Raw genomic sequence first — 25,158 nt, forward strand, 5'->3', positions numbered from 1 at the left:
CGAAAAATTTTACAGATTTTAGAAAATCACTTTTGCATAGCCGGTTTCCGGACTAATTTGTACTGTTGCTGTTTCCGTTCCATCTGTTAATGAAATATTGCAATCTGATGTTATAAGCCTTTGTGTTGCTGCACTATATGGACCTGTCATTGTTGATTGGTCACCTGTAAATGGTCTACCTAAATAATCAAATGAAATTCTCATTCCAATATTACAACCACCACTGAAAGAAATATTTGTAATACCGTATTTTTCACCTAGATTCAACTCTTTCATACCCTTAAAACCAGCATTATTATAATCTAATGCAACTGTATTATTATATCCACCTGTCATTATTAAATTTGGATTTTGAGGGTCTACTGCAACTTCAGACTCTTTAGGATCTCCACTATATGCTCCTGAATCTGCAAAAATTGTATATGCAGGTTTATTGTTGGCAAAGTTATTATTATTTCCAAAAACTATTTGCCATCTCCCCATATACCAATTAGCATCACTATCATTATATTTGTCATCAACAAGAGCAAGATGCTGTGTATATCGGATATGTGACAAGACTTGAACCGCCGCTTCTTGAACCGGATTAGTCTTTGTACGCGGTAGAATCAATGCCGCTAAAATACCGATGACAACAATGACAAAAACTAACTCTAATAGTGTAAATGCTTTTTTCATATAGTAAGTATAGCTAAATAATTTGAATCATTCAATATGAGCTACTTTTTGCAGCTACCTACTTTTATATTTGCTTTGTTTTTTGCAATAAATTTCGAACCAATACCTTTAACGGCTGTCAAATCTTCTGCTTTTTTAAAACAATGACCTTTTCTGTACGATACAATAGCTTCGGCTTTTTTAGCACCGATACCTTTTAAACTCATCAACTCACTTTGATTTGCACTGTTAATATCAACTGCTCCAAATACAAAACTACATACTAATACAACTATGGCTAAAATCTTCATCTTAACTCTCCTTTTTTTAATTGAAAGACAGTATACAATAAAATTTAATATTTTATGATTGTAATTTCTTTTTTAATATGATTTTACCACTTTCAACTCCAGGTTGGTCATATGTGTTTATATACATAAACTTTCCGCATAGAGATGTAAGAAGTTCATACTCATACATAAGTGATGCAATCGCACTCTCACAGACTCCATCTATGGTTATAACATCACAAGGAATATCATTTAGGTTTTGAATGGCTTCTATGGTTGCATCTGCCTGACTTTTTATGAGTGATGAAAACTCCAAGTCGTTGAGATAGTCTAACTCTTCTAAACCTTCTAAGGTAATAGCAGGGATTTTCAAGTCATTATCAAAGTTTTCTACTTTTATGACGGTTACTGTTTTATCACGTCTGCCTTCAATGATGAGTTGAAGAAATGAGTGTTGGTCTATTGGGCCTATGATGCCAATAGGTGTAAGACCTTGTCTTGTGTTATTTATATCTATTTTACCGAGACTTTCTCCCCAAAGTTGAATGTACCATTTGTTAAAACCCTCTAGACGGGAAGAGTATGAAAAAACGACATTGATGTTGAAACTATTTTTGTACTCTACTAAGAATCTGGCTTTTTTCAGAAGTCTCTCTTGTACATCATCTTTTTTAATAAAAAAAGCATCATGCAGTTTTTTCGCTCCTTTTAAAAGTTCATCAATATCTATACCGACTATGGCAAGCGGTAGCAGTCCAACTGCTGAAAAAACAGAAAATCGCCCACCTACATTTTTAGGTATCTCAAATACTTGCATGCCATTTATCTGCGCATATCTGTTGAGTTTGGAATCATTTTCTGTGACGATGACGGTATTTGTTTTATCGCATACTACAAGTGAATTTATATACTTAAAGATAGAAACAGTTTCAACAGTTGTGCCGGATTTGGAGATGACAATAAAAAGCGTATCTTGAAGATCAATGCTCTGAATCTTTGATTGAATGTCAATAGGGTCTGTCGTCTCAAGAAAAATGAGTTTTTTATCCAGCTTGCGTGAATGTTTTAGGTACTTGTAGATAGCATATGTTCCCAGTGTACTTCCACCTATACCGATAACAACGATGTTTGATTGTTTAACACTTTTTGCATACTCTTTCAACGGTGCAGTATCTTGAAATGGAAGATTATAGTACCCAATATCTTCTTTTTCCCGGACTATTTCACTAAAGATATCTTCATCAGATATAGTTGGATTAAAATTGTGGGTGTATTGCATTTATTTACCACTCTTGCCATAAAAATAGTTCGTAGCTTCTACAAAACCATCTACACTTCCACAGTCAAAACGTCTGCCTTTGAATTTATACGCAAGTACTTGCCCCTCTTTTGCAAGTTGTAACAAGGCATCAGTTATTTGAATCTCTCCGCCTTTGCCAGGCTTTGTCTCACGCAGCACATCAAAGATCTCCGGTGTTAAGATATAGCGGCCGATGATAGCAAGATTTGAAGGTGCATCTTTTGGTTCTGGTTTTTCCACCATATTATAAACTCTTACAAGATTATCATTGAAAGGTTCACCCGCTATAACACCATATTTATTAGTATCTTCTTTGGGTATCTCCTCTACTGCAACAATACAGCATTTATATTCTTTGTAAAGTTCTACCATTTGAGAAAGTACACCTCTCTCAGCATTATCACACAAATCATCAGCAAGTATAACGGCAAAAGGCTCTTCACCTATAAGCGTTTCCCCTGTTAGTATAGCATGCCCCAAACCCTTCATCTCTATTTGGCGTGTGTAAGAAAAAGTACAGCCGTTAATGACATTTCGAATCTGCGTGAGGTACTCTTCTTTTGCAGTACCTTTTATCTGATGTTCGAGTTCATAAGATATGTCAAAATGATCTTCAATAGCTCGTTTCCCTCTTCCTGTCACTATTGCCATGGTATGCAGTCCTGCTTCTATTGCTTCTTCTACACCGTATTGTAAAAGCGGTTTTGTAAGAACCGGCAGCATCTCTTTTGGTATGGCTTTTGTAGCCGGAAGAAAGCGTGTCCCGTATCCTGCTGCGGGGAAAAGACATTTTGTTATAGTTGTGCGCACTCTAAGATCCTTTAAATTTTCAACTTATAAACTTTTGCACTCGGAGAGAGTATCACCGGTTCAAAAAGACTTTTGTCATAATTTTCCAACACCATCAATTGAATATAAGTCGAATTGTATGTATTTTCATCTACAATCAAAAAAGTGTTGTAATTTGACATATAGATGACATTGATATCAGATGTAAAATTAACCAGCTGTACATCTTTATGCAGATGCATGCTTTTGTCATAGTATGTTCTTACAAAGCGTCGAATCGGCACTGTTTTATTGCCCAATGTAAGCATGAGGTTTCTTTTATCTAAGAAAATATTAGCTCCCAACTGAATTCTTTTTCCGTCATCCCTAAAGTTTCGGCTTACAAAGAAAAAAGGCTGTTTTTTCTGAGCACCATTCATAAGGTTAAGATTTGAAAAAAGTGTCACAGTCGGATAGATATTAACCATTCTAAAAGGCAGATAGAAATAGACATCTCTTGTTTTCTTTGGTAACTTTATGTCCGAATTCAAGCTCTTTAAGAACTCATTTGTATTCGTAAATCCATAATCTTTTGTCATCTGTTCAATATTTGAAAAGATTGTCAGATTCTTATCTTGTATCTCTTTTTTATGTTCTTTTTGAAATGTATATGTTTTTTCTGTGTACTCCACATCAAGGCGTGCCATTTTCGCTGCTTCGACTTGTGGCTGCGTGAGCATAAAACTGACTGGAAAATTCACACTACCGCTGTGTTTTCCACCATCTACTAACGTTTTTACATCTGCATAAAAGCGAATAGGATAACCGTAATCCCACCAAGAGACGACATAATCATTTCTATTTGCTTTTTTGCCGAGTTCATCCAAAACCTTTACTTCATCCGCTGTAAAAACGGTCGGCACCTTATAGGCCTCAATATGTTTATAGTTTGGATAGAGAATGCCCAATGTAAGAATAGTCATCAGCAAAAATCTGATACGATTAGCCTGAGCACCCTGCACACCAATCTGTTCTATAAACTTCTGCGCAATCTCAGTGATAATAAATGCAATACCAAAAGCCAAAACAGGCACAGCATAAATAGTAAAACGAAGCCCGCCGACATACGCTAAAAATCCCAGTCCTGCAAGCGGCAGTGAAAAGAGCATAATTGGCTTTTTATAGAGCAGATAGATATATCCAAATAAAGAGAGAACAAAAACAGTCTCACTTCCGCTTATACGGTTTGCAAAGGTCTCAAACGGAATTTTACCCGCTTCACGCACTGTCTGCATAACGGTAAAAAAGTGCAGTCCCAAACCTTTTGTCTCGCTGCTCACATTGTTTCTAAAAACATACCCTTTGAGTTGTAGCCAAATAGGCTCAAGTCCACCAGAGAATAAAAATCCTATTACGGCAGCACCTAGAATATAAAAAAGATATTTATCATATTTTTCCTGCTTAAAAGTATAAAAAACGGCAAGGACAATGCCCAAGCGAATAAAACCGTCAATATTCATCATTGCGAGCATCATAATGGCCAACAGTTTATAACTGTAACCGCTCTTTCTGTCAAATATCAAAGTATAGGCAAGAATCAAACCAAAAAATGAAAACTCTAACGAATAACTCTGCGGATACCACCAGCGATAGATAAGAATATCTATGGCGGTAATAAGTAAAAAGATATCTTTTTTTGTATCTATCGCCCAGATGATAGACCAGAGTAGAAACACAGGCAGAACGATATTAAGCATATCGGTATCATAATATCCTGCCATTGTACGGTTATAATAACTCCACGCAATTGAAGCAAAAAGTGCAGCGATGAAGCCCATTTCAAGATTTTTGAGATCTTTGGCAATCAAAATAATAGGCACAACAACCAGTGAACCAAGTACCACCGGCAGATAAAAGATAATTGTCTCAAAAGAAAAAGGCAGTATCTTGGCAAAAAAAGCAGTAAGCTGTGAAGCCGCAGAGGTTACTGGAGAGAGATCGTTAAACTGGTGAAACTTATCAAAGTATTCTTTTGCATCGGGATTTGTATCGGTACCCGAGAGCAAGTCTCTGGCTCCTTCAGCCCAGATATAGCCGTCATTGGTATTTATCATAAACTGACCGTTATAATGAAACGGTGCATAATCAGCGAACTGGTAAACCCAGATAAGACGCATAGCGACGGAAAAAGTAAAGGCAATAAGAATATAGATGAGTGTTTTTTTATTATCAGACGAGGCACTGTTTAGCAAGTTTTCAACCCTTCAGTTGTTCTAATTTGTTTTCATATAATTGAATCTCTTGTATTTTATCATATTTACGAGCACCTTTGTATAACAAAGTATATTTTTTTATGAGTTCTTCTTTTATCTGCTCTTTTCTTTCTCTATTTTCAAGCCCAGATAGCAATTTTTCAAGCGTTCCAACCCGCCATCTATCCATGCCCCAATGTTTAAAACTAAGCTGATCGGTGTGACCTGCATATTTATTTATTAACTTGTGAGGGATATAGCCTATTTTGTGTTTCGATGCTATACGCAGCCATAAGTCATAATCTTCACAAACCTCTAAATCTTCATCAAAAAAACCGATCTGTTCAAAAATTTTTTTATGTATCAGGACTGAAGATGGAGCGATATTGCAATAAGAAAGATTTTCCAAAAAAGCATCACATCCAATTTTACAATATTTTTTTGGTAGTTTTATCTCTTTACCATTTCGTATCCAAACCTCATCTGTGTAACTCATCAAAATATCCGGATTTTGTTTATGAAAGTTCGCTTGCTCACGCAACTTCTCTTTATGCCAGGTATCATCAGAATCTAAAAAGGCTATCCACTCATTTCCTGCCTCATTTATGCCGCGATTGCGAGCAGCAGATACCCCGGAATTTTCTTGATAGATATATTTTATAGTTGGAAAGTCATTTTGAATCTTTGAAGTCTCATCAGAAGAGCCGTCATCAATGACAATAACCTCTTTTGCTAAATAGCTCTGCGAAAATACAGACTCTAGAGCTCTACGTAAAAAGGCATAGCGGTTATACGTTGGAATCACAACCGTTATATCCAACTACCAGACCTTTATCTCATTATAGATACTGTCACGTTCAACCGGAATAAAGCCGCTGTTTTTGATGAGGGCGGTAAACTCTTCTACATCGACACCGTTGGCACTTTTTGCGCCCGCTGCAGAGTTTATGGACTCTTTTTCAATCGTACCGTCCAAATCATTCGCACCAAACTCCTGCGCGACAAGAGCGAGATTGACCGTTGAAGTCACCCAGTAGGCTTTAATATTTGGTACATTGTCAAGCACTAAGCGAGAAATTGCATAGGTTTTGAGTATCTCATTTGCCGTAATTGCTTTTTCAATTTTCAAATAATTATTTTCCGTTTGATACACAAGAGGAATAAAAGCATTAAATCCACCTGTAATATTCTGCAGCTCACGTATTCGCATCATATGGTCAATTCTATTCTCACGCGACTCAACATGTCCAAAAAGCATTGTAACATTGGACTTTTTCCCGCGTTCATGCCACTTTCTGTGAATCTCAAACCACTGATCTGACGTCACTTTTCCCTTGCAGATATAATCACGCACCTTCTCGTCAAATATCTCAGCACCGCCGCCCGGCATGGAGTCTACGCCGTTTTCTACCATAAGGTCAAGCACTTCATCATAGCTAAGCCCATGATGGCGTGAAAGAAAATCCACCTCGGCAGCCGTCAAAGCTTTTACATGCAGATCAGGGTATTTCTCTTTTATCTTTTTAAAAATCTCCAAATACCAATCGAGTGTAACATTAGGATTATGTGCAGAGACGATATGCACTTCTTTTGCGTTATGCCCGACAATTTCATCAACAATCCTCATAATCTCTTCATGACTCATCGTATACTGATTCGGATTTTTACGTGTTGCCGAGTAAGCACAGAATTTACAGACATCTGCACAGACATTTGTAGGATTTATATGGCGATTGATATTAAAGTAGGTCTTTTTACCGTGAAGTTCCTGACGTTTGGCATCCGCCATTGCACCAAGTTCAAAAAAATCTGCATCATATAGTTTCACTGCATCTTCAAAATTTATTCTTTTACTCATAATTATTTCTCTCTTGTTTATTGTACTCTTGGCTATTATAGATTTTTTAGAAAATGTTTTGGAGAGACTCAGACCAAAGGGAGGATTTGCTCTCTCTAAAATATTTTATAAAAAATCGGCCAGCTCCGGATTAAAGTCCTGGAGCTTTCCACATTGAAGTCGTGATATTATCATCAACTAGCTTTAATTGCACTTCATATGCTTTTTGCCACTTCTCTTTTAGCCCATCATAAACTTTTTTGTTCTTTGCATTTGGCAAGTAAGTTTTTTCCCAAACAACCAGCTTCTTAGCCGCATCTTCCAAACTTTCATAGATACCGGCTCCTACACCTGCCGCCATCGCTGCTCCGAGAGCCGTTGCCTCACGCACCTTTGGAATTTTAACACTGCATCCTGTCACATCAGCTAATATCTGCGACCACAATGCACCCTTACTTGCTCCGCCTGCAAAAACAAGCTCTTTTATCTTCACACCGCTAAACGCTTCTATCTTTTCAAGATTTATACTAGAGACAATGGCAGCATTTTCTTCCAGTGCTCGAAACATTGAGATAGTATTGTATTTTTCACTCTCAAGTCCAAGATTTAAAAAACTCGGAGCTGCGTGATACCATTTGCCATACTTCATAGAGTCAGAAAAAATCGGCAATATTTCATAAGAACCAGCCGGTACAGCTTTCGCTTTTTCTTCTAAAATTTCATAAACATCACATCCCTGCTCATGTGCTTCTTGCTTTTCAAGTGCACAAAAAGCATCACGAAACCAGCGCATCACAAGACCGCTGAAAAATGTAATGCCCTCAGCCTGAGAGAGCCCTTCAATGACATGTGGATTGACACGCACACTCATATCTTTGGGTGGTTTAACATCACTTTTGATGTTGACTACCTGCTGCCAAAACGAACCGCCAAGCACAGCGACATCACCCTCTTTCACTACACCAAGTCCGGTAGAACCAAGCTGTACATCACCGCCACCCATCACTACCTGCGTGAGGCTGCTTAGTCCTGTCGCTTGCGCTGCTTCTTGTGTGACATTGCCAATAACTGTTCCTGTCTCATAAACCGGTACAAAAATATCATCTTTAATGCCCACTTTTTGCGCCATAGAAATATCCCACTTGCGTGAGGCGAGTGAAAATATTCCGGTCGTTCCGGCATTGCTCGGATCAACGACAATGACACCAGAGAGTTTTGCCAAGATCCAATCACCAATCATAGAAATATGTGCTACTTTTTCATAGATTTCAGGTCGATTGTTTTTCAACCACAAAAGACGCGGCAATGCGCCTAACGCAAAGGTCTGTCCGCTTGTTTCATAAAACTGCTCTTCTATCTCAGGAAACTTCTCTTTAAGATATTTAACTTCTTCAGAAGCTCTAGCGTCAACATTTGCCACACCCCATAGCTCACGTCCATCTTTATCATAAAGAACAATTCCCTCACGCATGCTTGTTGCACTCAATGCCGCAATATCATCAGGGTCAATCTCTGCCTTTTTAACTGCGTAAGCAATCACTTCACAGGTAAGTTTCCAATTATTATGAAAATCAAAGCTCATAGAATCCGGTACACCCGCTTCTTCAAGATGCATCCACTCTTGTTGTGCAACAGCTATCTGATTGCCTTCGGTATCAAAAATCACAGCACGGACAGAGCCCGTTCCTGCATCTATTGCCAGTAAGTATTGTTGTTTCATCTCATATTTCACTTTTGATTTCCACATTTATAGCTTTGCAAGAGGTTTATTTTATAGGCTCAGACCGTAGGGAGGATTTGTCCTGTAAAATGAAGCTCTTGCGAAGCGGCTTTTTCTTGTAAATCTTTTTACTTTTTCAATTTCGCCTGTTCTAGTTCCCAGTACTCCATCGCAAAACTATCTTTCTCACTTATGCTTTTATAGCCGCCGAGTTTATCTGCCCGAAGTACTGCTAGCATTGTATGTTCAACTATGTCATAAATAATCTTTGCTTCCTCACGCGACTTTCCAAAACTGACGACGGCCAGATTTTTAATAATCATGTAATTCGGTGCGGGATTGAGCATTACCTCATCAGTGGCGTACTTGTTGAAATACTCTGTATATGCTTTAATATATCTCTCAATACCGCCAATAAGATCCGTATCTTCCATAATAAGCGGCACTCTCTTGGTACGAATGATATGCTCCGGTGTCAGTACTCCGCGTGAGGCAAATTCTCTCAGATTTGGCTGACTTGCATAAAAGGCAGCAAGCGGCGTCTGGTTAATGGCGATATGGACTTCATGACCTTTATATGCACCCATTGTATTGACAACACGGCCTATATCACAGTCACTGTGAACATACTTATGCACGATCTCTACAGTTGCATTTTCATCCAAAAACTGCTCTGCTTTTGTGACGGCATCTATCATTTTTGTATAAGATTTTTTTGCATCGTCATCAAAGGTAAATATTCCATGATTATGCAAGATTATACCCTCTATCTCATCCCAGTTCATATTTTTAGTCAGCTCATAGATTTTATGTGCCAATTCAAAGCCTGGCATAACATAATCAACGATCAAAAAGTTTGGAAAAAGCTTGACAATATGCTCATCACCGTTGATAGTGTTTGAGATGGTCACAATGGCATCGGCATGCGTATGATCTACGAATTTGTACGGAATCAGGGCATGGAGTATCGCTTCTACAGAAGGATTTGGCGCTGAGGAGTTCATCATCGCCTCTTTTTGACGTGCTACCATCTCAGAATCACTTAATGACTCTTCTTTTGCCATCTCTAAAAGTGCATCCAATCGTACCGGTGCAAATCCTTCTGCTTTGATGTCAGCCAGATTCCAGCCGCTCCCTTTCACATGCAGGACATCAATGCCGTCTATATCTCCTTTTACAGAGGTATTGCCCCCGCCGTGAAGGACAAGTTCATCATTGGAACCTAAAAGGTTGGAAGTATAGACACGCAGGTCCAGATTACTCTTGCACTTTGCCGCTTCACTGTCGCTGTATAAATTATCCATGCCTACCCCAATACTTCTAGTTCATCTGTATATTTTTTCTCACAGTATGGCTCATAGCTCGATTTATAAACTGCATAGTGAGCAGAAGCTTTATGTCCATCAAGAGTAGCCTCATTTTCCCACGTCTCTACTGCCATAAATTTTCTTCTATTGTTCTCATACTGAAATATCTCGTAAAAAATACATCCCTGTTCTGCTTTGCTCGGTTTTACCATAGCTGCAAGCAGCTCTTTCATCTTTGCTTCACATCCCTCTTTTGCAATAAATGTCACTCTTTTTGTGATTGTCATTAAATTTCCCCGTAAAAATGTTTTAAAGCCAGATTATATCAAAAACTTTATAGAATAATAAATGGACTTATTATTACGCATTGAAGATATTATAGAAAACAACGGCTCGGACTTTGAACTCTCAAAACTTTTTAAGCAATATATAAAAGAGTACAAAGAGTCGCTTCCTGAACTTTTTAAAAAAAATCAGGGAAAAGATTTTTTAGTCAAACACACAAAACAGCTTGACAGCATCATCACACTGATGTACAAAACAGTACTGCGAAGGCTTTTTGGAAACTTCCTGCCTATGCGCTCTCAGATTCCAATAGCTATTATTGCACTTGGCAGCTATGGTCGTGAGCAGCTCTGTGTTCACAGTGACATCGATCTTCTCATCGCTTATGAAAAGATCGAAGGATACAATGCCGAGCTTATCATAGAAAAGCTTTTCTATCTGGCACTCGATGCCGGTATGAAGCTCGGTCACAGAGTGCATGAAGTCACAGACCTTTACAAGGCAGCCAATGAAGACATCACCATTCGCACCTCTTTAATGGAAGCACGTCTTATCACCGGCTCACCTTTTATTTGGCATGCAACACAAAGAGAGCTGGCAAAGATTCGCTCACACAATCAAAAAGAGTTCATTTTGGCTAAGGTTGAAGAGGCACAACTGCGTCGAAAGAAATACCCGATGTCGATGCAGCCAAACATTAAAGAAGGTGTCGGAGGATTGCGTGATGCACAACTTATTTTTTGGATAGCCAATACCATTTATGGTGTCAGTTCTATTAAAGAGCTATCAGGAATCATCTTTTCCGATGAAGAGTACAAAGAGTTCCGTGTTGCTTTGGAACTGCTTTATCGCGTCCGAAGTGCTCTGCATCTCATCACAGGCAAACAAGAGGACAGACTGCTCCTTGAACATATTCCACAAACAAGTAAAATGCTGGGGTTTAGAAACCAGCAACGATTCGCATCCAAAGTCCTTCAAGCCGGATGGCGCATCAATAACTTCACGCAGATCTTTGTTAAGAAAATGGTGCGGCCGTTTATTGTTGAAAAGAGCTATATTAAAAAGTTCAGACATAACCGTATCCAAAAAGGTATCTATCTCTTAGAAGAGAGACTCTTTGCATCGTTCAATCTAAAACCGCTGCCAATTGCATCTCTATTGGATATTTTAATCAATTTGGAAGATAAAGATTATCGATTTGATGCAGGTTTTTTAAATCAATTTACCTATACAAAGATTCCCCATCCTCTTACGGCAAAAACATATCAAAGGCTTAAAAAGTTTTTAAACAAAAAGCACATAAGCTCCTTTTTGAAGCTTTTTTACAATGCAGGGATACTTCAAGAACTTTTTCCAAACTTCAGAAAGGTAATGCATTTGCCCCAATTTGACGGATACCACCACTATCCTGTTGACCTGCACTCTATTGAATGCGTTCATGCTTTGGAAAATATCGAAGAATCTTTTATTGCAGAACTTTTTGAAGAACTAAGCGATAATGAAAAACTGCTCTTGAAGATTGTTGTCTTTTTTCATGACAGCGGCAAAGGACGAAAACAAGATCACAGTGAGGTTGGCGCGAAACTTATTGCCCAATTTGCAAAACACATCGGCTTGTCTCAAGAGCTGACAGAACGTGCTGTTACACTTGTCAAACAACATGTACTGATGAGTAATGTCGCTTTTAAAGAGAATATTCACAATGAAAAGACGCTTTATAAATTTATGTCAAAAGTAGGTGATACTAAGAATCTAAAGCTCCTCTACATCCTCACGTATGCCGACATCAAAGGTGTAGGCGGTGATACTTATAACTCTTTTAACTCAAAACTCCTGTATGATCTTTACATGAGCGCTTTAGAGATCGCTGAAAATACCGAACGCATCACCGATGCGAAAAAACGTCTTATCATTGAGAGAAGAGTAAAAAACCTTCCTGAATTTAGAGAACTCTCAAAACTCATGCAGAAAAAGATTCTCACAGTCGAGTCCAACCTCTTCTTTTTCAAACACTCACCGCAGGATATTCTCAATATTGCCAAAAAAGCGAGAGAGACCGGTGAATATAGTTTCACAACCAAAAATACAAACTCCCTGACAATAGAGATATATAGACGAATTCCTCTGAACATCGGCTATCTTCTTGCTTCACTCTCTCATCTTGACGTTGCTTCTATGGAGATCTTTACTCTCTTTGACGGAGTAAAATACTTCAAAATAGATTTTATAAAAAATGTTCACGGAAATGAACTTGTTGAAGTACAAGATATCATTGACAATGCTTTTGACATGGACCGTGAAGTCCCACTCAAAAAAGTCAAAATAAAAAAAGAAGAGATAAACATAGACTGCGAGCATTCAAAGACACACGCCGAACTTACCATCCATACACAAAACCAGATGGGACTGCTTGCATACGTCATGTACAGATTTGAAGAGATGCAGATCAATATTGTCACGGCAAAAATTCATTCAAGCAAACATAAGGTGCGAGACAGCTTCTTAATGGAAAAACAAAACAAAATATGCGATAATATCCAAAAAATTTATGAAACTTTATCGAATGAAGAATAAAAGGCTTTTTATATGTGCGGAATAGTTGGTTACATCGGTCAAAAAAATACAAAAGAGATCTTACTTGAAGGTCTTAAAGAACTTGAATACCGTGGCTATGATTCTGCAGGTATCGCTGTTTTAAGTAACGGAGTATTCAACAGTTTTAAAGCGACGGGGAAACTTGTCAACCTTGAAGAAAAGACCAAAGATTTCACAACAGATAAATTTGCCGTAGGCATCGGGCATACACGCTGGGCCACTCACGGAAAGCCGACTGAACTCAATGCCCATCCTCACGTAGGACAAAATTCTTATGTCGTGCATAACGGTATCATCGAAAACTATGCAGAACTGAAAAAAGAGCTTGTAAATGACGGTGTCACTTTTTTAAGTCAGACAGATACAGAGGTCATCGTTCATCAGTTTGAAAAAAATCTCAAAAACTCCACAAATACACTTGAAGCCTTTAAAAAAACCATCTCAGAACTTGAAGGTGCCTATGCTATCTTGTTGGTTACAAAAGGTGAAAAAGACAAAATTTTTTTTGCAAAACAGGGTTCACCGATGCTTGTCGGCATCAATGATGAAAATGAAAAATATTTTGCATCTTCTGATACACCGCTCATCGGACATGCTACAGAGGTGAACTACTTTGAAGATGGTGACTATGGTTATGTCTCTTCTGAAGAGATCGTTATTTATGATAAAAACGGCAAGAAAAAAGAGCCTCGTTTTGTAAAGCTTGACACCAATAAACTTTCTGCGCAGAAAGACGGCTACCGCTTCTTTATGGAAAAAGAGATCTATGAGCAAAGCAGTGTTATTGCTGATACCCTGCTCGGACGTGTTACTGAGAAAGAGGTAATCTTCGAAGAGCTCGATTCTCAGCTTTTTGACGGCATCAATGAGATAAAACTCTGTGCTTGCGGAACATCCTACCATGCAGCACTGACAGCTTCGTATATGTTTGAACGTTATTCAAAAGTAAAAACATCTGTAGAGATTGCTTCGGAATTTCGTTACCGTGAGCCTATCATGACAGCAGACACGCTCTTTGTCGTTATCTCCCAAAGCGGTGAAACTGCCGATACACTTGAAACACTCAAAATGGCAAAGAATGCAGGTCTTAAAACACTTGTCATCTGTAACGTCGACAACTCTTCTATGGTGCGTCTGGCAGATGCGACTATATTAACGCGGGCAGGTGTTGAAAAAGGTGTGGCTTCAACAAAAGCTTTTGCAACACAGGTAACTGTTTTTTGGATGCTCTCACTCTACTTGGCTCAGTTAAAGCAGTCCCTCATGCAAGAATCTATTGAAAAACAGCTTGAACTTCTGCGAAGCATTCCGGCATGTGTAAAAGTTGAAGAGAGTATGCATGAACGCATCAAAAGACTCTCAAAACGCTACCTCCATGGACATGGATTTTTCTTTATTGGCCGTGATATCTTCTTTCCTCTGGCTCTTGAAGGTGCACTCAAACTTAAAGAGATTTCTTACCTTCACGCAGAGGGATATCCAAGCGGTGAAATGAAGCATGGTCCTATTGCTTTGGCTGATCCGGAACTTTTTACAATCGCCCTGCTTCCTGAGCATCTATTGTATGAAAAGTCAAGATCTAATGTCGAAGAACTCAGTGCACGTGATTCCACTATCTGTGCTATCAGTCCCATAGAGTTTGATAAAGCAGATGATTTTATAGAAACAAAGAACCAAAAAGATTATATGCTCGAATTTTTTGAGATGATGGTTGCTGTACAACTGCTTTCATTAGAGATCTCAGTACGGCTTGGCAATGATGTCGATATGCCGAGAAACCTAGCAAAATCGGTCACAGTAGAATAATAGAGGAATCAAACCCATATGAACAGTAAAATAAAACTTCTCCTTATCGTAGCGCTTATGCTCGTTGGCCTTGGTATTGCGACCATTGTCAACATATCTCTTAACTTTAGAGAATACAGCATTAAAAGTGCTACGGAAAAAGCAACTGCAACGGCAAGTATTGTAAAAGACGGCTTAACGGCACATATGGTTAATGGTATCATGGATAAACGTGATTACTTTTTAAACCAGATCTATACAAACCATTCTGATATAAAAGCACTTTGGATCATCCGCTCAGACAAGGTCAAAAAACAATTCGGTGAAGGTTTTAAAAATGAAACCATTCGTGATGTTCTAGACAAAGATGTTCTACGTACAGGAAAGACAGTACAAACCATTCAAGAGAATGCACAAGGTATCACACTCCGTATTTCTATACCATATAATGCAACATCAACGGGTACACCAAACTGCCTCAACTGCCATAATGTCAAAGATGGTGACACACTCGGTGCTGTCAGTATGGAATTTGATATAACACATATGAGAAATGACGGTATGCTGACAATCCTTAAAATTCTAGGTATCAATCTCATTTTTATTATTATTGCACTCTTTTTAATCAACTATTATGTATCACCGTATATGACACTTTTTACCAATATGCAAACAGGGATTAAAAAAGCATATCGGGGTGATTTTACGCATATCTTTGAAACCAAAGTTGAAGGTGATGCAAAAACGATTACACAACAACTCAATACGCTCTTTAGAAAAATGCAGGAGACTTTTGGTGACATAAAACATAATCTTGCTACGTTTATACCTCAAGGCTGTGTCTCTTCCAATGACCCTCTTTACGAAGCCAAAACTATCATCAATGAACTCTCAGATATCTATAAATTCAAAAAAACAATTGAGCTTGATGATTCTAAAGAGCTGGTTTATAAAAGGATTGTCGATACCTTAAAGTATAAATTTTCTTTTAAACACTTTGCATTGTATGAAGTAAATATACAAAAGAACAGTCGTGAACTTATTTACATTTCAGAAGGGAAAAGCATATGTGCATCTGAAGTTGATAGTGATGCTATGCTCTGTCGTTCATATAGAACAAAATCAGATATTATTTCGACGGAATTCATCAATCTCTGCCAAGAGTGTTCTTGTGAAAACCTCGAATATGTATGCATTCCTTTTGATATTAATGATGAATATGCTTTGATAATTTCCATAACAAGCAAGGAAGAAACAGATATTGCAAAAATAAACAAAGATATTCCAAGTATAAAAAATTATCTTGAGGCTGCAAAACCTGTCATAGAGAGTAGAATTCTCACTGACAAACTGCGTGAGACATCCCTTACAGATCCAATGACAGGACTCTACAACAGAAGATTTTTAGAACAGTATATTGACAAATTTGTCAAACAGGCCCAACGTACAGAGGAGACCTATGCAGTTTTAATGCTCGATATCGATTTTTTTAAAAAAGTAAATGACACCTATGGCCATGATATCGGCGATGCGGTCATCACACAACTTGGAAAAGTTATTCGTGAGAGTGTCCGAGAAGCTGATCTCGCTATTCGTTATGGTGGTGAAGAGTTCGTTATACTTTTACATAATGCAAGTAAAGAAGGAGCTCTCCGCGTTGCAAAAGTTATCAGCGAAGGCTTTGCCGCACTAAATTTCGATGTCGGCAATGACAAAAGCATCCAAAAAACACTCAGCATAGGGATCTCACTCTTTCCAGAAGACTGTGACAGCATCTGGCAGTGCATTAAACTAGCAGATACCGCACTCTATGTAGCCAAAACAACTGGACGAAACAAAATTATAGAGTATCAACCGGAAATGTCACAAAACGATAATTTAAGATAGAGGGAAAAAGTAGTTGTTATAACTCTTGCATTTGCAAAGTTACAAGAGTAGTGCAATGTCAAGGCGCTGACGATGAAGTGTACTTTAGTACATGAAGAGGAAGCAACGCAGAGAGTGCGCTGCTATTGTAATCTTTGCTTAGCTGCAGCCACATCCGCCGCCACTGCTTTGCGGTGCCGAAGAAGCCCCACCTGTTGAACATGCAGATACACCTGGAGGTGTTGTAGGCTGAACTGCTTCATTATCCACACCACCGTTCGCATTGATCTCTTCAATGGTCTTCCAAATGGACTCTGCCGCTTTCATATAGCGTTTTGCTGACTCTGAGGTCGGTGCTACGAAAGTGATAGGTTTTCCTTCATCTCCACCTGTCCTGATTGCAGGCTCGATTGGAATTTCAGCAATAACTTCAGTATCGAACTCTTTTGCCATAGGCTCAGAAGTTCCTTTTCCAAAGATATCATACTCAACACCCGTATCTGGTGCGATGAATCCACTCATATTCTCAATGATTCCGGCAATTGGAATATTAAGCTTTTTAAACATATCTAATGAACGGCGTGAATCATCAAGAGAAACACCCTGTGGTGTTGTAACTGTAAGACCTGCTGTTACCGGTACAGACTGAGCAAGTGTCAATTGTGCATCACCAGTTCCCGGTGGCATATCAATAACAAGTACATCCAACTCTGACCATAAAATATCACGCAAGAACTGCTCGATAGCTTTCATGATCATAGCACCACGCCAGATAAGAGATTGTCCCTCTTCCATCAGTGAACCCATTGACATAACTTCTATACCATAGGCTTTGATAGGAAGCACTTTATTGCCGTTTACTTCAGGTTTCACATCAGATATACCGAGCATACGAGGAACATTCGGACCATAGATATCTGCGTCTAAAAGTCCCACTTTTTTTCCTTGCTGTGCAAGTGCAATAGCGATATTCACTGATGTAGTCGATTTTCCGACACCACCTTTACCTGAACTCACCATCAAAAAGTTTTTAATCTGCGGTGCAATATTCTTACCGTGAGAAGAAGATTCTCTCGGCATTACCGGAGCTTTAATATTTACCATTACCTTACCTGCACCTGCAAGTTGTAACTCTTTTTCTGCCTCTTCAACGATCTGTGCTGCCACTTCGGGAGCTGATGAAGTGATATCAACCGTGAAGCTTACATCTTTACCGTTTATAACTATATCTTTAACAAAACCAAATGTTACGATATCCTTGGTGAAACCTGGATACATAACTTTTGAAAGTGCTGATTTTACAATTTCTTCAGTCATTCTAAGTTTTTCCTTTTTCTAAAATTTTTCATTTTCAAAGTGTATCATATCTAAATAAGACAAATATTGTCTTATTTTAAATCAATTTCTTCTAAAAACTTTTTAAGCTAAAAGAGCTGCCTCTTCTTCAGCTTCTTTTTCTTTTGCATCCGCTGCTATTTGAGCGATTGCTTCCGGATTGTCCATGATCTCCTGTGTAATTTTATAAGAACAGAATTTCGGTCCGCACATAGAACAGAACTCTGCCTCTTTAAATACATCCTGAGGAAGTGTTTCATCATGATATTCACGCGCCCTTTCACTGTCAAGTGCAAGTTCGAACTGTTTTTCCCAGTCAAAACTATAACGTGCATCACTCATTGCATCATCGACATCACGTGCACCTTTACGACCACGGGCAATATCTGCTGCGTGAGCAGCTATTTTATAGGCAATGATACCTTCACGTACGTCATCTGCATTTGGCAGTCCCAAGTGCTCTTTTGGTGTTACATAGCATAACATACTCGCACCGTGCCATCCACCCACAGCTGCACCGATAGCACTTGAGATATGGTCGTACCCTGCGGCAATATCGGTAACTAACGGTCCAAGAATATAAAAAGGAGCTTCATGGCAAAGTTCTCTTTGAATCTTCATATTACGCTCGATCTGATTTAAAGGAACGTGACCCGGTCCTTCGATCATAACCTGAACATTTTTCTCCCACGCTCTGAGTGTCAATTCGCCAAGAACTTTCAGTTCACCAAGCTGTGCATCATCAGATGCATCTGCAAGACAACCCGGACGAAGTGAATCTCCAAGTGAAAGAGAGACATCATACTTTGCACAGATATCCAAGATATCATCAAAAGCAGTATAGAAAGGATTTTCTCTATGGTAGTGCATCATCCACGCAGCCATTAAAGACCCACCGCGAGAAACGATACCCATCTTGCGTTTTGCAACTTTAGGCATAGTTTCAAGTAAGAAGCCTGCATGAATAGTAAAGTACGAAACACCCTGTTTTGCTTGACGTTCCAAAACTTCCAACATAACTTCAATCGTCAAATCTTCAATCTTGTTACCCACATCATGTAAAATCTGATAGATAGGAACTGTTCCGATAGGAATCTTAGAGTTGGCGATAACCGCCTTTCTAATTTCATCCAGATCCCCGCCTGTACTAAGATCCATCGCCGTATCTGCTTTATAATGTTGTGATACCTGTACTTTTTCTATCTCACCCTGTACATCTGAAGCGATTGCAGATGAGCCGATATTTGCATTTATCTTACATTTACTTGCGATTCCTATCGCCATTGGCTCCAACGAAGTGTGGTTTACATTCGCCGGTATAATCAATCTTCCTCTTGCTATTTCACTACGAACGAGCTCAGGAGACAAATCTTCTACTTTTGCGACATACTCCATCTCTTGCGTGATGATGCCTTGTTTCGCGTAATACATCTGTGTTCTGACAGAATCGTTTTCGCGCTCTTTTACCCATGAAGATCTCATAAGTCTCTCCTCTAATAATATTCTTATATGATGGAAATATAATCAAATAAAGTTAATCTAATATAAAGTCAAGCGAATATTGAAAGAACTCATATGCACTTTAAGATTTAAAAAGCTTTTGATGTGTATAATTTCGTAACACTTTTAGATTTTGGAGATTCTTTGTCTGATTTGACACTTATTTTACTTGCTGCCGGCAGTTCAAGCCGTTTTTCTCAGGATGTCAAAAAGCAATGGCTGCGTATCGGACATCAACCTTTGTGGCAATTTGTAGCACAAAGACTCGAAAAAACAAACCGTTTCTCTCAAATCATTATCGTTGCTGCAGCAGATGAGATAGAGTTCATGCAGCAGTATGCTTCATATGAATTTATTGCAGGCGGAAGCTCACGCCAAGAATCACTGCGAAATGCTCTCGAACATGTTTCAAACAGTTACGTACTTGTCAATGATATAGCACGTGCCTGTATCTCCGAAGATCTCTTAGGACGCATTATAGATGCCAAAGACTCTGCTGACTGCATTGTTCCATACCTCAATGTGACCGATACCATCGTTTATGAGAAAGAAACAATAGACAGAGAGAAAGTAAAAAAAATCCAGACACCGCAACTCTCAAAAACAGCAGTCCTCAAAGCCGCTCTTGAGACCAATCAGACATATACAGATGAAAGCAGTGCTATTGTTGCACACGGAGGCACAAGAAAGTTTGTTGCAGGCGAAGATGATGCCCATAAGATAACCTACGCCGAAGATCTCAACAAAGTACCATGCCTGCATACACCCTCAAGTGATATCCTAAGCGGAAACGGATTTGACGTTCACGCTTTTGATGACAAAGGTGAGATGTGGCTCGGCGGTGTAGAAATCAAATCTGATTTTGGCTTTAAAGCTCACAGTGACGGTGATGTAGCCATTCATGCTCTCATAGACGCTCTTTTAGGAGCAGCTGGAATGGGTGACATTGGCATGCTCTTTCCTGATAATAATGCACAATACAAAGGCGCCGATTCAAAAGAACTGCTCAAGAGAGTCGTTACCAAGCTTCACAACTTCGGCTTTGTCATCATCAATGCAGACATTACAATTGCAGCACAAACACCACGCTTAGCAGACTATAAACAGCCAATGAGAACAACACTTGCCGCAATTTTAAACATTGACCCCTCACGTATGAATGTAAAAGCGACGACAACGGAAAGACTCGGCTTTATTGGAAGAAGTGAAGGTGTCGGTGTTATTGCCAATGCAAATTTAAAATATTTTAACTGGAAAACGATAGGATAAAATGAAGATATTAATTATAGAGAACGAAGTATATTTAGCGCAAAGTATTGCAACGAAATTAGGTGAACTTGGTCATACATGTGAAATGTGCACCTCTACAAAAGATGCCATAAGAAGTACGAACTATGATGTGGTTCTCCTCTCGACAAATATCAATGGACAGGACTTTAACCCTGTCATAGAGACATTTAGGAACTCCATCGTTATCTTGATGGTCTCTTATATCTCCAATGACACTGTTTCCAAACCACTGAGTGCCGGAGCAAAGGATTATATATTAAAACCTTTCATGATAGAAGAGCTTGTAAGGAAAATAGACCACTATCAAGATTATGAAAGACTGAAAAAGAGAAACGATGCTTATGAAAAGTATCTCTCTCACAGCTTTACAAATGCAAAACACGGTCAAGACCTTGAAAACATAGAACTGCCTGTTTTTGTCTCATCGAACTTTCAAAAATATGCCGATGCTTTTGCATTTGAATATGCACAAAAACAAAATCTTCCTATCCACTTCATCTCTTTAAGCGATCCAAAGGCGATGAACGAGATAGAGTCCCTTGCCCAAAATGTCATTATATACATTATTGACTACCAAACACTCAAAAAATCTGATAAAAAGCTCTTTTGTGACCTTATAGCTGATAAAAAAGCCATCATTCTCAGCAGTGACAAACTTGAAGATATGGCGTATCCTGTCATTGAAATCAAAAGTGAGAACAATGTGTTTGATAAAGGAGAGATACTGCCTATTGAGGATTATGTTAAGTTTATAGTTCTCAATTATCAAGATAAATACCCAGATACGGAGCTCTCCAAAAAACTGGGTATCAGCCGTAAAAGTTTATGGGAAAAACGTAAGAAATATGATATCGTCAAGAAAAAATAAAACCCTTTTAATAGACAAAGAAGCCGCTTCAGCACTTGAACTTGTAGACGACGGATTACTAGCACCCGTCACAAAACTCATGAATGAAGCCGAATCCCAAGAGGTTCTCAAAACCGGCCTGATAAATGGCCAATCTTTTCCCTTCCCTTTCATATTAGCCCCTTCAGGCAAAAAAAATGAAGAAATTATCAGCTCATTGCAACATGGTGAAGAAGTAACTATTTTGTGTGACGGTGAAGAATTTGCGACACTCATTGTCGATGAAATCTTTCAAATCGATCCAAACGAACGTGTAAAACATATTTATGGAACAGATGACCTCTCCCACCCCGGAGTTATGGCCACTATAAAAAGAATCGGAAAATGGGCGCTCAGCGGTGAGTATACCATTATAAACAAACAAGAGAACACCAACAAAAAAATGATAGCCGAGGTCAAAGAACTCATCGGTGCACAACATGTTACTTCTTTGGTCATGGGGGCAAATCCACTGCATCGTGCACATGAAAGACTGATACGCCAGACACTTGAAAGTACGGACATGCTCATCATATTTTTGCTTAAACCCTACGACAGTGCAAATCTTGCTTATGAAATCCGTAAAGAGGCACTTGAGTTTTTCATAAACAACTTTTTACCAAAAAACAGAGTTGTTATCGTCGGACTTGAAAACTCATATATCTTTGCCGGTTACAACGAGATCATCATCGATGCCGTTGTCGCCAAAAACTATGGCTGTGACAGATTGACAATCGGGCGAAATCATGCAGGTCTTGGCATGTTTTATGACTGTAACTCCAACAAATCGATCATTGACAGAGTGACGGGCATTGACATTGAAATCACCGTTGCAAGTGAATATGTCTACTGTGATGAATGTAAAACACTTGTCAGTAAGAACACCTGCCCTCACGGACAGCATCATCAGATCTCCTACCATGCAGACTCAATTCTCGAGCTTCTTGAGGCAGGAATTTTACCTCCTGCCGTTTTGATCAGAAAAGAGATCAGTTCCTTTTTACTTTCAAAACTTTTTCCAAACAGGTTCAAAAATATAGAAAAACTCTACTACGACACCTTTCCCGTCAAAGGTCTCTTGGAAGAGCACAGCGAAAAAGATTTTTATCTTGAGTTGATGAAACTCTATCAAACGACATCACTTACATAACAAAGCGAGAATATATGAATTGGTTTTTTTTAACTGTCGGTTATAGCGGCCTCTCACCAAAAGCACCAGGAACTATGGGAACATTGGTTTCTTTACCGCTTGGAATGGCTTTGCTTATCTATTTTGACGTTACAACACTTTTTTTAGCGGCTTCACTTATTTCCATCGTTGCTATTAAAATCATTAATGAGTATGAAGAACAAAGCGGCAATCATGACGATCAGCGAATCGTCATCGATGAGCTTGCAGGAATGTGGTTTGCGCTCAGTGTTGCCCCTGCAACAACAGTAGCACTCAATCAGGTGCTTGATCTGCAAAACGGTTTTTTGATACAGTCCCTGCTCTCTTTTGTGCTCTTTCGGGCTTTTGACATTACAAAACCTTCTATTATCGGTCGTATTGACAGAGAGGCCAAAGGCGGAGTTGGTGTTATGGGAGATGACATCATCGCAGGTTTTGCAGCAGGTATTTTATCTGCTGCAATTTGGCAGGCATGGATCTACTGGCTGCAACCTTTAGTTTCATCATAAATCGAGAGAGAAGGAAATGCAAATTCAAGGTTGTTCTCTTCTAAAATCTCCATAATCTTCTCCATTACATCCTGTTTCGTCTGCAGCCACTCTTCCCATACTACGGACTTGGAAAAACAATAGATTAAGATGTTGATACTCGAATCAGCGAACTCATCAAGGAAAACAAGCAAGGTTCTTTTGACACCTTCTAGATCATCTTTAGAGACAAGTTTAGCGATTTTTCCACGCTGATAAGCCATATGTTCGTATTTTGTATCCTTAGTTGCAATGTCAGGATGGTTTTGCAGCATCTCTCTTATGGCAACAATCGCATTTTTTATATCTTCTCTTTTTGAATCATACTTCACACCGATACTCATCTTAATTCTACGTCCAAGTTTTCTTTTATTCCAGTTCTTGATGTCAGCAGAAGCAAATGTTCCGTTAGGAATAGCAATAAGTGCATTGTCAAATGTTCGCAATGTCGTCACACGCAGACCAATTTCTACTACAGTTCCTTCTTTGCCGTTAATCTCAACCCAATCACCTTGAGAAAAAGCATCACTGGCCAAAATAGCCAATGTTCCAAAAAAGTTAGAGATAGTATCTTTGGCTGCAAAAGCTACAGCAAAACCACCAATACCAAGACCAGAAAGGAGTGCTGTTAGATTAACACCGGCAAAGTAAAGCGTAAATAAAAATCCGAGAAGAAAGATAAAAAAGTTAACGATTTTTATCCCAACATTGATAAGCTCCGCTTTTACACTCGAAGCATCTTTTGCAAATTTTTCCAAATTGACAAGTGCAACAGTATTGATAACGACATAGATAAAGTAGGTAATAATCAGCGTATAAAGAATGTTGAAAAAACTTGATATCAGTGTGCTGCTGCTAAAGTCATTGAAGACATAGGCGATCATATTTAGATTGATGACAATAATTAAAATATCAATGGTACGTTGTGTTCGTTTTAAGATTTCCTCTGCATATTCATGAAGATAATAGCTGTGCATCAAATATCTTTCAAAAACATAGTAAAAAAGTTTTCGTATAAAGAAGATAATAATAATTAAACTAATGATAATAATCAGCTTAACTACACTCAGCCCTACTGTAGATAATAATGTATCAAGTGCATGGACTGCATTTATAGAACTGATAGTAATAACAACATTAACAAGATGAAACTTCGAAAATTTGTTCAAACCATACATCTTTTTATCATACTGATACAGATACGAAATCAAGTCATTATTTATCTCTTGCAGAGCATAATATTCCCGTACATTGTTTCTTAGCGCTTGTATCACCGGTGCTGTTCCTGCAATATTTAAAAACTCTTTATAGTCTCTTTTTGTAATAAGACTAAACTCTTTTTGATGCTCAGCCGTGTATTGATTCAATTTATTCTCAAATGTTTCAATATCTTTAGAATCAAGAGCTATCAGAACATCACGAAGCAGTTCATTCATGCTTTTTGCAATTAAATATGACTGAATTTGCACCTCATCCCGTTTGACGGCATAACTATTACCGGCTCTTTTGTTGATGGCAATGATCTTTTTGAGTGCATATATCTTTGCGCTGTAATCTTTATTATCATTGATATATTCATTCTTTTTTGCCATCACACGATAGAGTGCTTTTTCATAAGAAGCCTCTTGCTTGGCTACCAGATCAGAAATCTCTTCTTGCGTGAGGTTGGCATCTGTCATCTGCAACGTCAGCTTAATCTGTTCATCTATGAATGGTGAATATTTCACATCCGCATTTGCATGAAGACCAAAAAGAAAAAAGAAAAGAATAAAAAGATAACGCATTAC

General features: G+C 38.6%; 20 protein-coding genes. 7 read left to right on the forward strand and 13 right to left on the reverse strand.

Annotated features, from left to right (window positions below; all coding sequences use genetic code 11):
* Positions 1-18: 18 nt before the first annotated feature.
* From FM071_RS07150 to FM071_RS07195, 10 genes are all read right to left on the reverse strand, one after another.
* A complete protein-coding gene (locus tag FM071_RS07150) occupies positions 19-678 on the reverse strand; it encodes a pilus assembly FimT family protein (protein ID WP_193110186.1) in 660 nt (219 codons plus the stop codon).
* 41 nt (positions 679-719) lie between these two features.
* Positions 720-968, reverse strand: coding sequence for a ComEA family DNA-binding protein (locus FM071_RS07155; RefSeq protein ID WP_193110188.1), 249 nt, complete (start codon positions 966-968; stop codon positions 720-722).
* A gap of 52 nt (positions 969-1,020) precedes the next feature.
* Complete coding sequence (locus tag FM071_RS07160) at positions 1,021-2,226, reverse strand: glucose-6-phosphate isomerase (RefSeq protein WP_193110190.1); 1,206 nt, start codon at positions 2,224-2,226, stop codon at positions 1,021-1,023.
* Positions 2,227-3,057 (reverse strand): UTP--glucose-1-phosphate uridylyltransferase GalU, encoded by an 831-nt coding sequence (gene galU, locus FM071_RS07165; protein ID WP_193110192.1) that lies wholly within the window; start codon positions 3,055-3,057, stop codon positions 2,227-2,229.
* 11 nt (positions 3,058-3,068) lie between these two features.
* The gene (locus FM071_RS07170; protein ID WP_226960514.1) at positions 3,069-5,267 is read right to left on the reverse strand and encodes an STT3 domain-containing protein; all 2,199 of its coding nucleotides are present in this window, start codon (positions 5,265-5,267) and stop codon (positions 3,069-3,071) included.
* A gap of 4 nt (positions 5,268-5,271) precedes the next feature.
* Entirely contained in the window at positions 5,272-6,087 is an 816-nt protein-coding gene (locus FM071_RS07175; RefSeq protein WP_193110193.1) for a glycosyltransferase family 2 protein, read from the reverse strand.
* Positions 6,088-7,125 carry an aminofutalosine synthase MqnE gene (gene mqnE / locus FM071_RS07180; protein ID WP_193110195.1) on the reverse strand — a complete coding sequence of 346 codons (1,038 nt, stop codon included), beginning with the start codon at positions 7,123-7,125 and terminating at the stop codon, positions 6,088-6,090. It lies immediately after the preceding gene.
* A 130-nt stretch (positions 7,126-7,255) separates the two neighbouring features.
* A complete protein-coding gene (lsrK, locus tag FM071_RS07185; RefSeq protein ID WP_193110197.1) occupies positions 7,256-8,824 on the reverse strand; it encodes an autoinducer-2 kinase in 1,569 nt (522 codons plus the stop codon).
* A 128-nt stretch (positions 8,825-8,952) separates the two neighbouring features.
* Positions 8,953-10,128 (reverse strand): class II aldolase/adducin family protein, encoded by a 1,176-nt coding sequence (locus tag FM071_RS07190; RefSeq protein ID WP_193110199.1) that lies wholly within the window; start codon positions 10,126-10,128, stop codon positions 8,953-8,955.
* A 2-nt stretch (positions 10,129-10,130) separates the two neighbouring features.
* On the reverse strand, positions 10,131-10,418 hold the full coding sequence (locus tag FM071_RS07195; RefSeq protein WP_193110200.1) for a putative quinol monooxygenase: 288 nt from the start codon (positions 10,416-10,418) through the stop codon (positions 10,131-10,133).
* A 61-nt stretch (positions 10,419-10,479) separates the two neighbouring features.
* Here FM071_RS07195 and FM071_RS07200 point away from each other — a divergent pair, with 61 nt between their 5' ends.
* Genes FM071_RS07200 through FM071_RS07210 form a run of 3 tightly spaced genes read left to right on the forward strand, consistent with a single transcriptional unit; the run spans position 10,480 to position 16,683 of the window.
* A complete protein-coding gene (locus FM071_RS07200; protein ID WP_193110202.1) occupies positions 10,480-12,990 on the forward strand; it encodes a [protein-PII] uridylyltransferase family protein in 2,511 nt (836 codons plus the stop codon).
* 12 nt (positions 12,991-13,002) lie between these two features.
* Positions 13,003-14,817, forward strand: a complete 1,815-nt coding sequence (gene glmS, locus FM071_RS07205) for a glutamine--fructose-6-phosphate transaminase (isomerizing) (RefSeq protein ID WP_193110204.1) — start codon at positions 13,003-13,005, stop codon at positions 14,815-14,817.
* 18 nt (positions 14,818-14,835) lie between these two features.
* Positions 14,836-16,683, forward strand: a complete 1,848-nt coding sequence (locus FM071_RS07210; RefSeq protein ID WP_193110206.1) for a GGDEF domain-containing protein — start codon at positions 14,836-14,838, stop codon at positions 16,681-16,683.
* A 138-nt stretch (positions 16,684-16,821) separates the two neighbouring features.
* On the opposite strand, the gene FM071_RS07215 is transcribed toward FM071_RS07210, so the two are convergent.
* Both FM071_RS07215 and thiC read right to left on the reverse strand, forming a co-directional pair.
* Entirely contained in the window at positions 16,822-17,979 is a 1,158-nt protein-coding gene (locus tag FM071_RS07215; RefSeq protein ID WP_193110208.1) for an Mrp/NBP35 family ATP-binding protein, read from the reverse strand.
* A 102-nt stretch (positions 17,980-18,081) separates the two neighbouring features.
* Positions 18,082-19,479: a phosphomethylpyrimidine synthase ThiC gene (gene thiC, locus FM071_RS07220; protein WP_193110210.1), complete on the reverse strand. Its 1,398-nt coding sequence runs from the start codon at positions 19,477-19,479 to the stop codon at positions 18,082-18,084.
* A 162-nt stretch (positions 19,480-19,641) separates the two neighbouring features.
* Between thiC and FM071_RS07225 the strand changes: the two genes are divergently transcribed.
* From FM071_RS07225 to FM071_RS07240, 4 genes are read left to right on the forward strand one after another with little or no spacing between them, the layout of a single operon-like run.
* The gene (locus FM071_RS07225) at positions 19,642-20,766 is read left to right on the forward strand and encodes a bifunctional 2-C-methyl-D-erythritol 4-phosphate cytidylyltransferase/2-C-methyl-D-erythritol 2,4-cyclodiphosphate synthase (protein ID WP_193112051.1); all 1,125 of its coding nucleotides are present in this window, start codon (positions 19,642-19,644) and stop codon (positions 20,764-20,766) included.
* 1 nt (position 20,767) lies between these two features.
* A complete protein-coding gene (locus FM071_RS10815) occupies positions 20,768-21,655 on the forward strand; it encodes a response regulator (protein ID WP_193110211.1) in 888 nt (295 codons plus the stop codon).
* Positions 21,633-22,823, forward strand: coding sequence for a sulfate adenylyltransferase (locus FM071_RS07235; protein ID WP_193110213.1), 1,191 nt, complete (start codon positions 21,633-21,635; stop codon positions 22,821-22,823). The genes FM071_RS10815 and FM071_RS07235 overlap by 23 nt, the downstream gene beginning before the upstream one ends.
* 14 nt (positions 22,824-22,837) lie before the next feature.
* Positions 22,838-23,353, forward strand: coding sequence for a phosphatidylglycerophosphatase A family protein (locus tag FM071_RS07240; RefSeq protein ID WP_193110215.1), 516 nt, complete (start codon positions 22,838-22,840; stop codon positions 23,351-23,353).
* On the opposite strand, the gene FM071_RS07245 is transcribed toward FM071_RS07240, so the two are convergent.
* Positions 23,323-25,155, reverse strand: a complete 1,833-nt coding sequence (locus tag FM071_RS07245) for a mechanosensitive ion channel family protein (protein ID WP_193110217.1) — start codon at positions 25,153-25,155, stop codon at positions 23,323-23,325. The genes FM071_RS07240 and FM071_RS07245 overlap by 31 nt on opposite strands.
* Positions 25,156-25,158: the final 3 nt, after the last annotated feature.

This window comes from Sulfurimonas paralvinellae (genome assembly GCF_014905135.1).
Taxonomy (GTDB): Bacteria; Campylobacterota; Campylobacteria; order Campylobacterales; family Sulfurimonadaceae; genus Sulfurimonas; species Sulfurimonas paralvinellae.

Coding starts and splice junctions, on each gene's coding strand:
- thiC (WP_193110210.1), bottom strand. CDS start 19,479: ATGAGATCTTCATGGGTAAAAGAGCGCGAAAACGATTCTGTCAGAACA.
- FM071_RS07245 (WP_193110217.1), bottom strand. CDS start 25,155: ATGCGTTATCTTTTTATTCTTTTCTTTTTTCTTTTTGGTCTTCATGCA.
- glmS (WP_193110204.1), top strand. CDS start 13,003: ATGTGCGGAATAGTTGGTTACATCGGTCAAAAAAATACAAAAGAGATC.
- lsrK (WP_193110197.1), bottom strand. CDS start 8,824: ATGAAACAACAATACTTACTGGCAATAGATGCAGGAACGGGCTCTGTC.
- FM071_RS07155 (WP_193110188.1), bottom strand. CDS start 968: ATGAAGATTTTAGCCATAGTTGTATTAGTATGTAGTTTTGTATTTGGA.
- FM071_RS07215 (WP_193110208.1), bottom strand. CDS start 17,979: ATGACTGAAGAAATTGTAAAATCAGCACTTTCAAAAGTTATGTATCCA.
- FM071_RS07150 (WP_193110186.1), bottom strand. CDS start 678: ATGAAAAAAGCATTTACACTATTAGAGTTAGTTTTTGTCATTGTTGTC.
- FM071_RS07160 (WP_193110190.1), bottom strand. CDS start 2,226: ATGCAATACACCCACAATTTTAATCCAACTATATCTGATGAAGATATC.
- mqnE (WP_193110195.1), bottom strand. CDS start 7,125: ATGAGTAAAAGAATAAATTTTGAAGATGCAGTGAAACTATATGATGCA.
- FM071_RS07190 (WP_193110199.1), bottom strand. CDS start 10,128: ATGGATAATTTATACAGCGACAGTGAAGCGGCAAAGTGCAAGAGTAAT.
- FM071_RS07235 (WP_193110213.1), top strand. CDS start 21,633: ATGATATCGTCAAGAAAAAATAAAACCCTTTTAATAGACAAAGAAGCC.
- FM071_RS07200 (WP_193110202.1), top strand. CDS start 10,480: ATGGACTTATTATTACGCATTGAAGATATTATAGAAAACAACGGCTCG.
- FM071_RS10815 (WP_193110211.1), top strand. CDS start 20,768: ATGAAGATATTAATTATAGAGAACGAAGTATATTTAGCGCAAAGTATT.
- FM071_RS07240 (WP_193110215.1), top strand. CDS start 22,838: ATGAATTGGTTTTTTTTAACTGTCGGTTATAGCGGCCTCTCACCAAAA.
- FM071_RS07195 (WP_193110200.1), bottom strand. CDS start 10,418: ATGACAATCACAAAAAGAGTGACATTTATTGCAAAAGAGGGATGTGAA.
- FM071_RS07210 (WP_193110206.1), top strand. CDS start 14,836: ATGAACAGTAAAATAAAACTTCTCCTTATCGTAGCGCTTATGCTCGTT.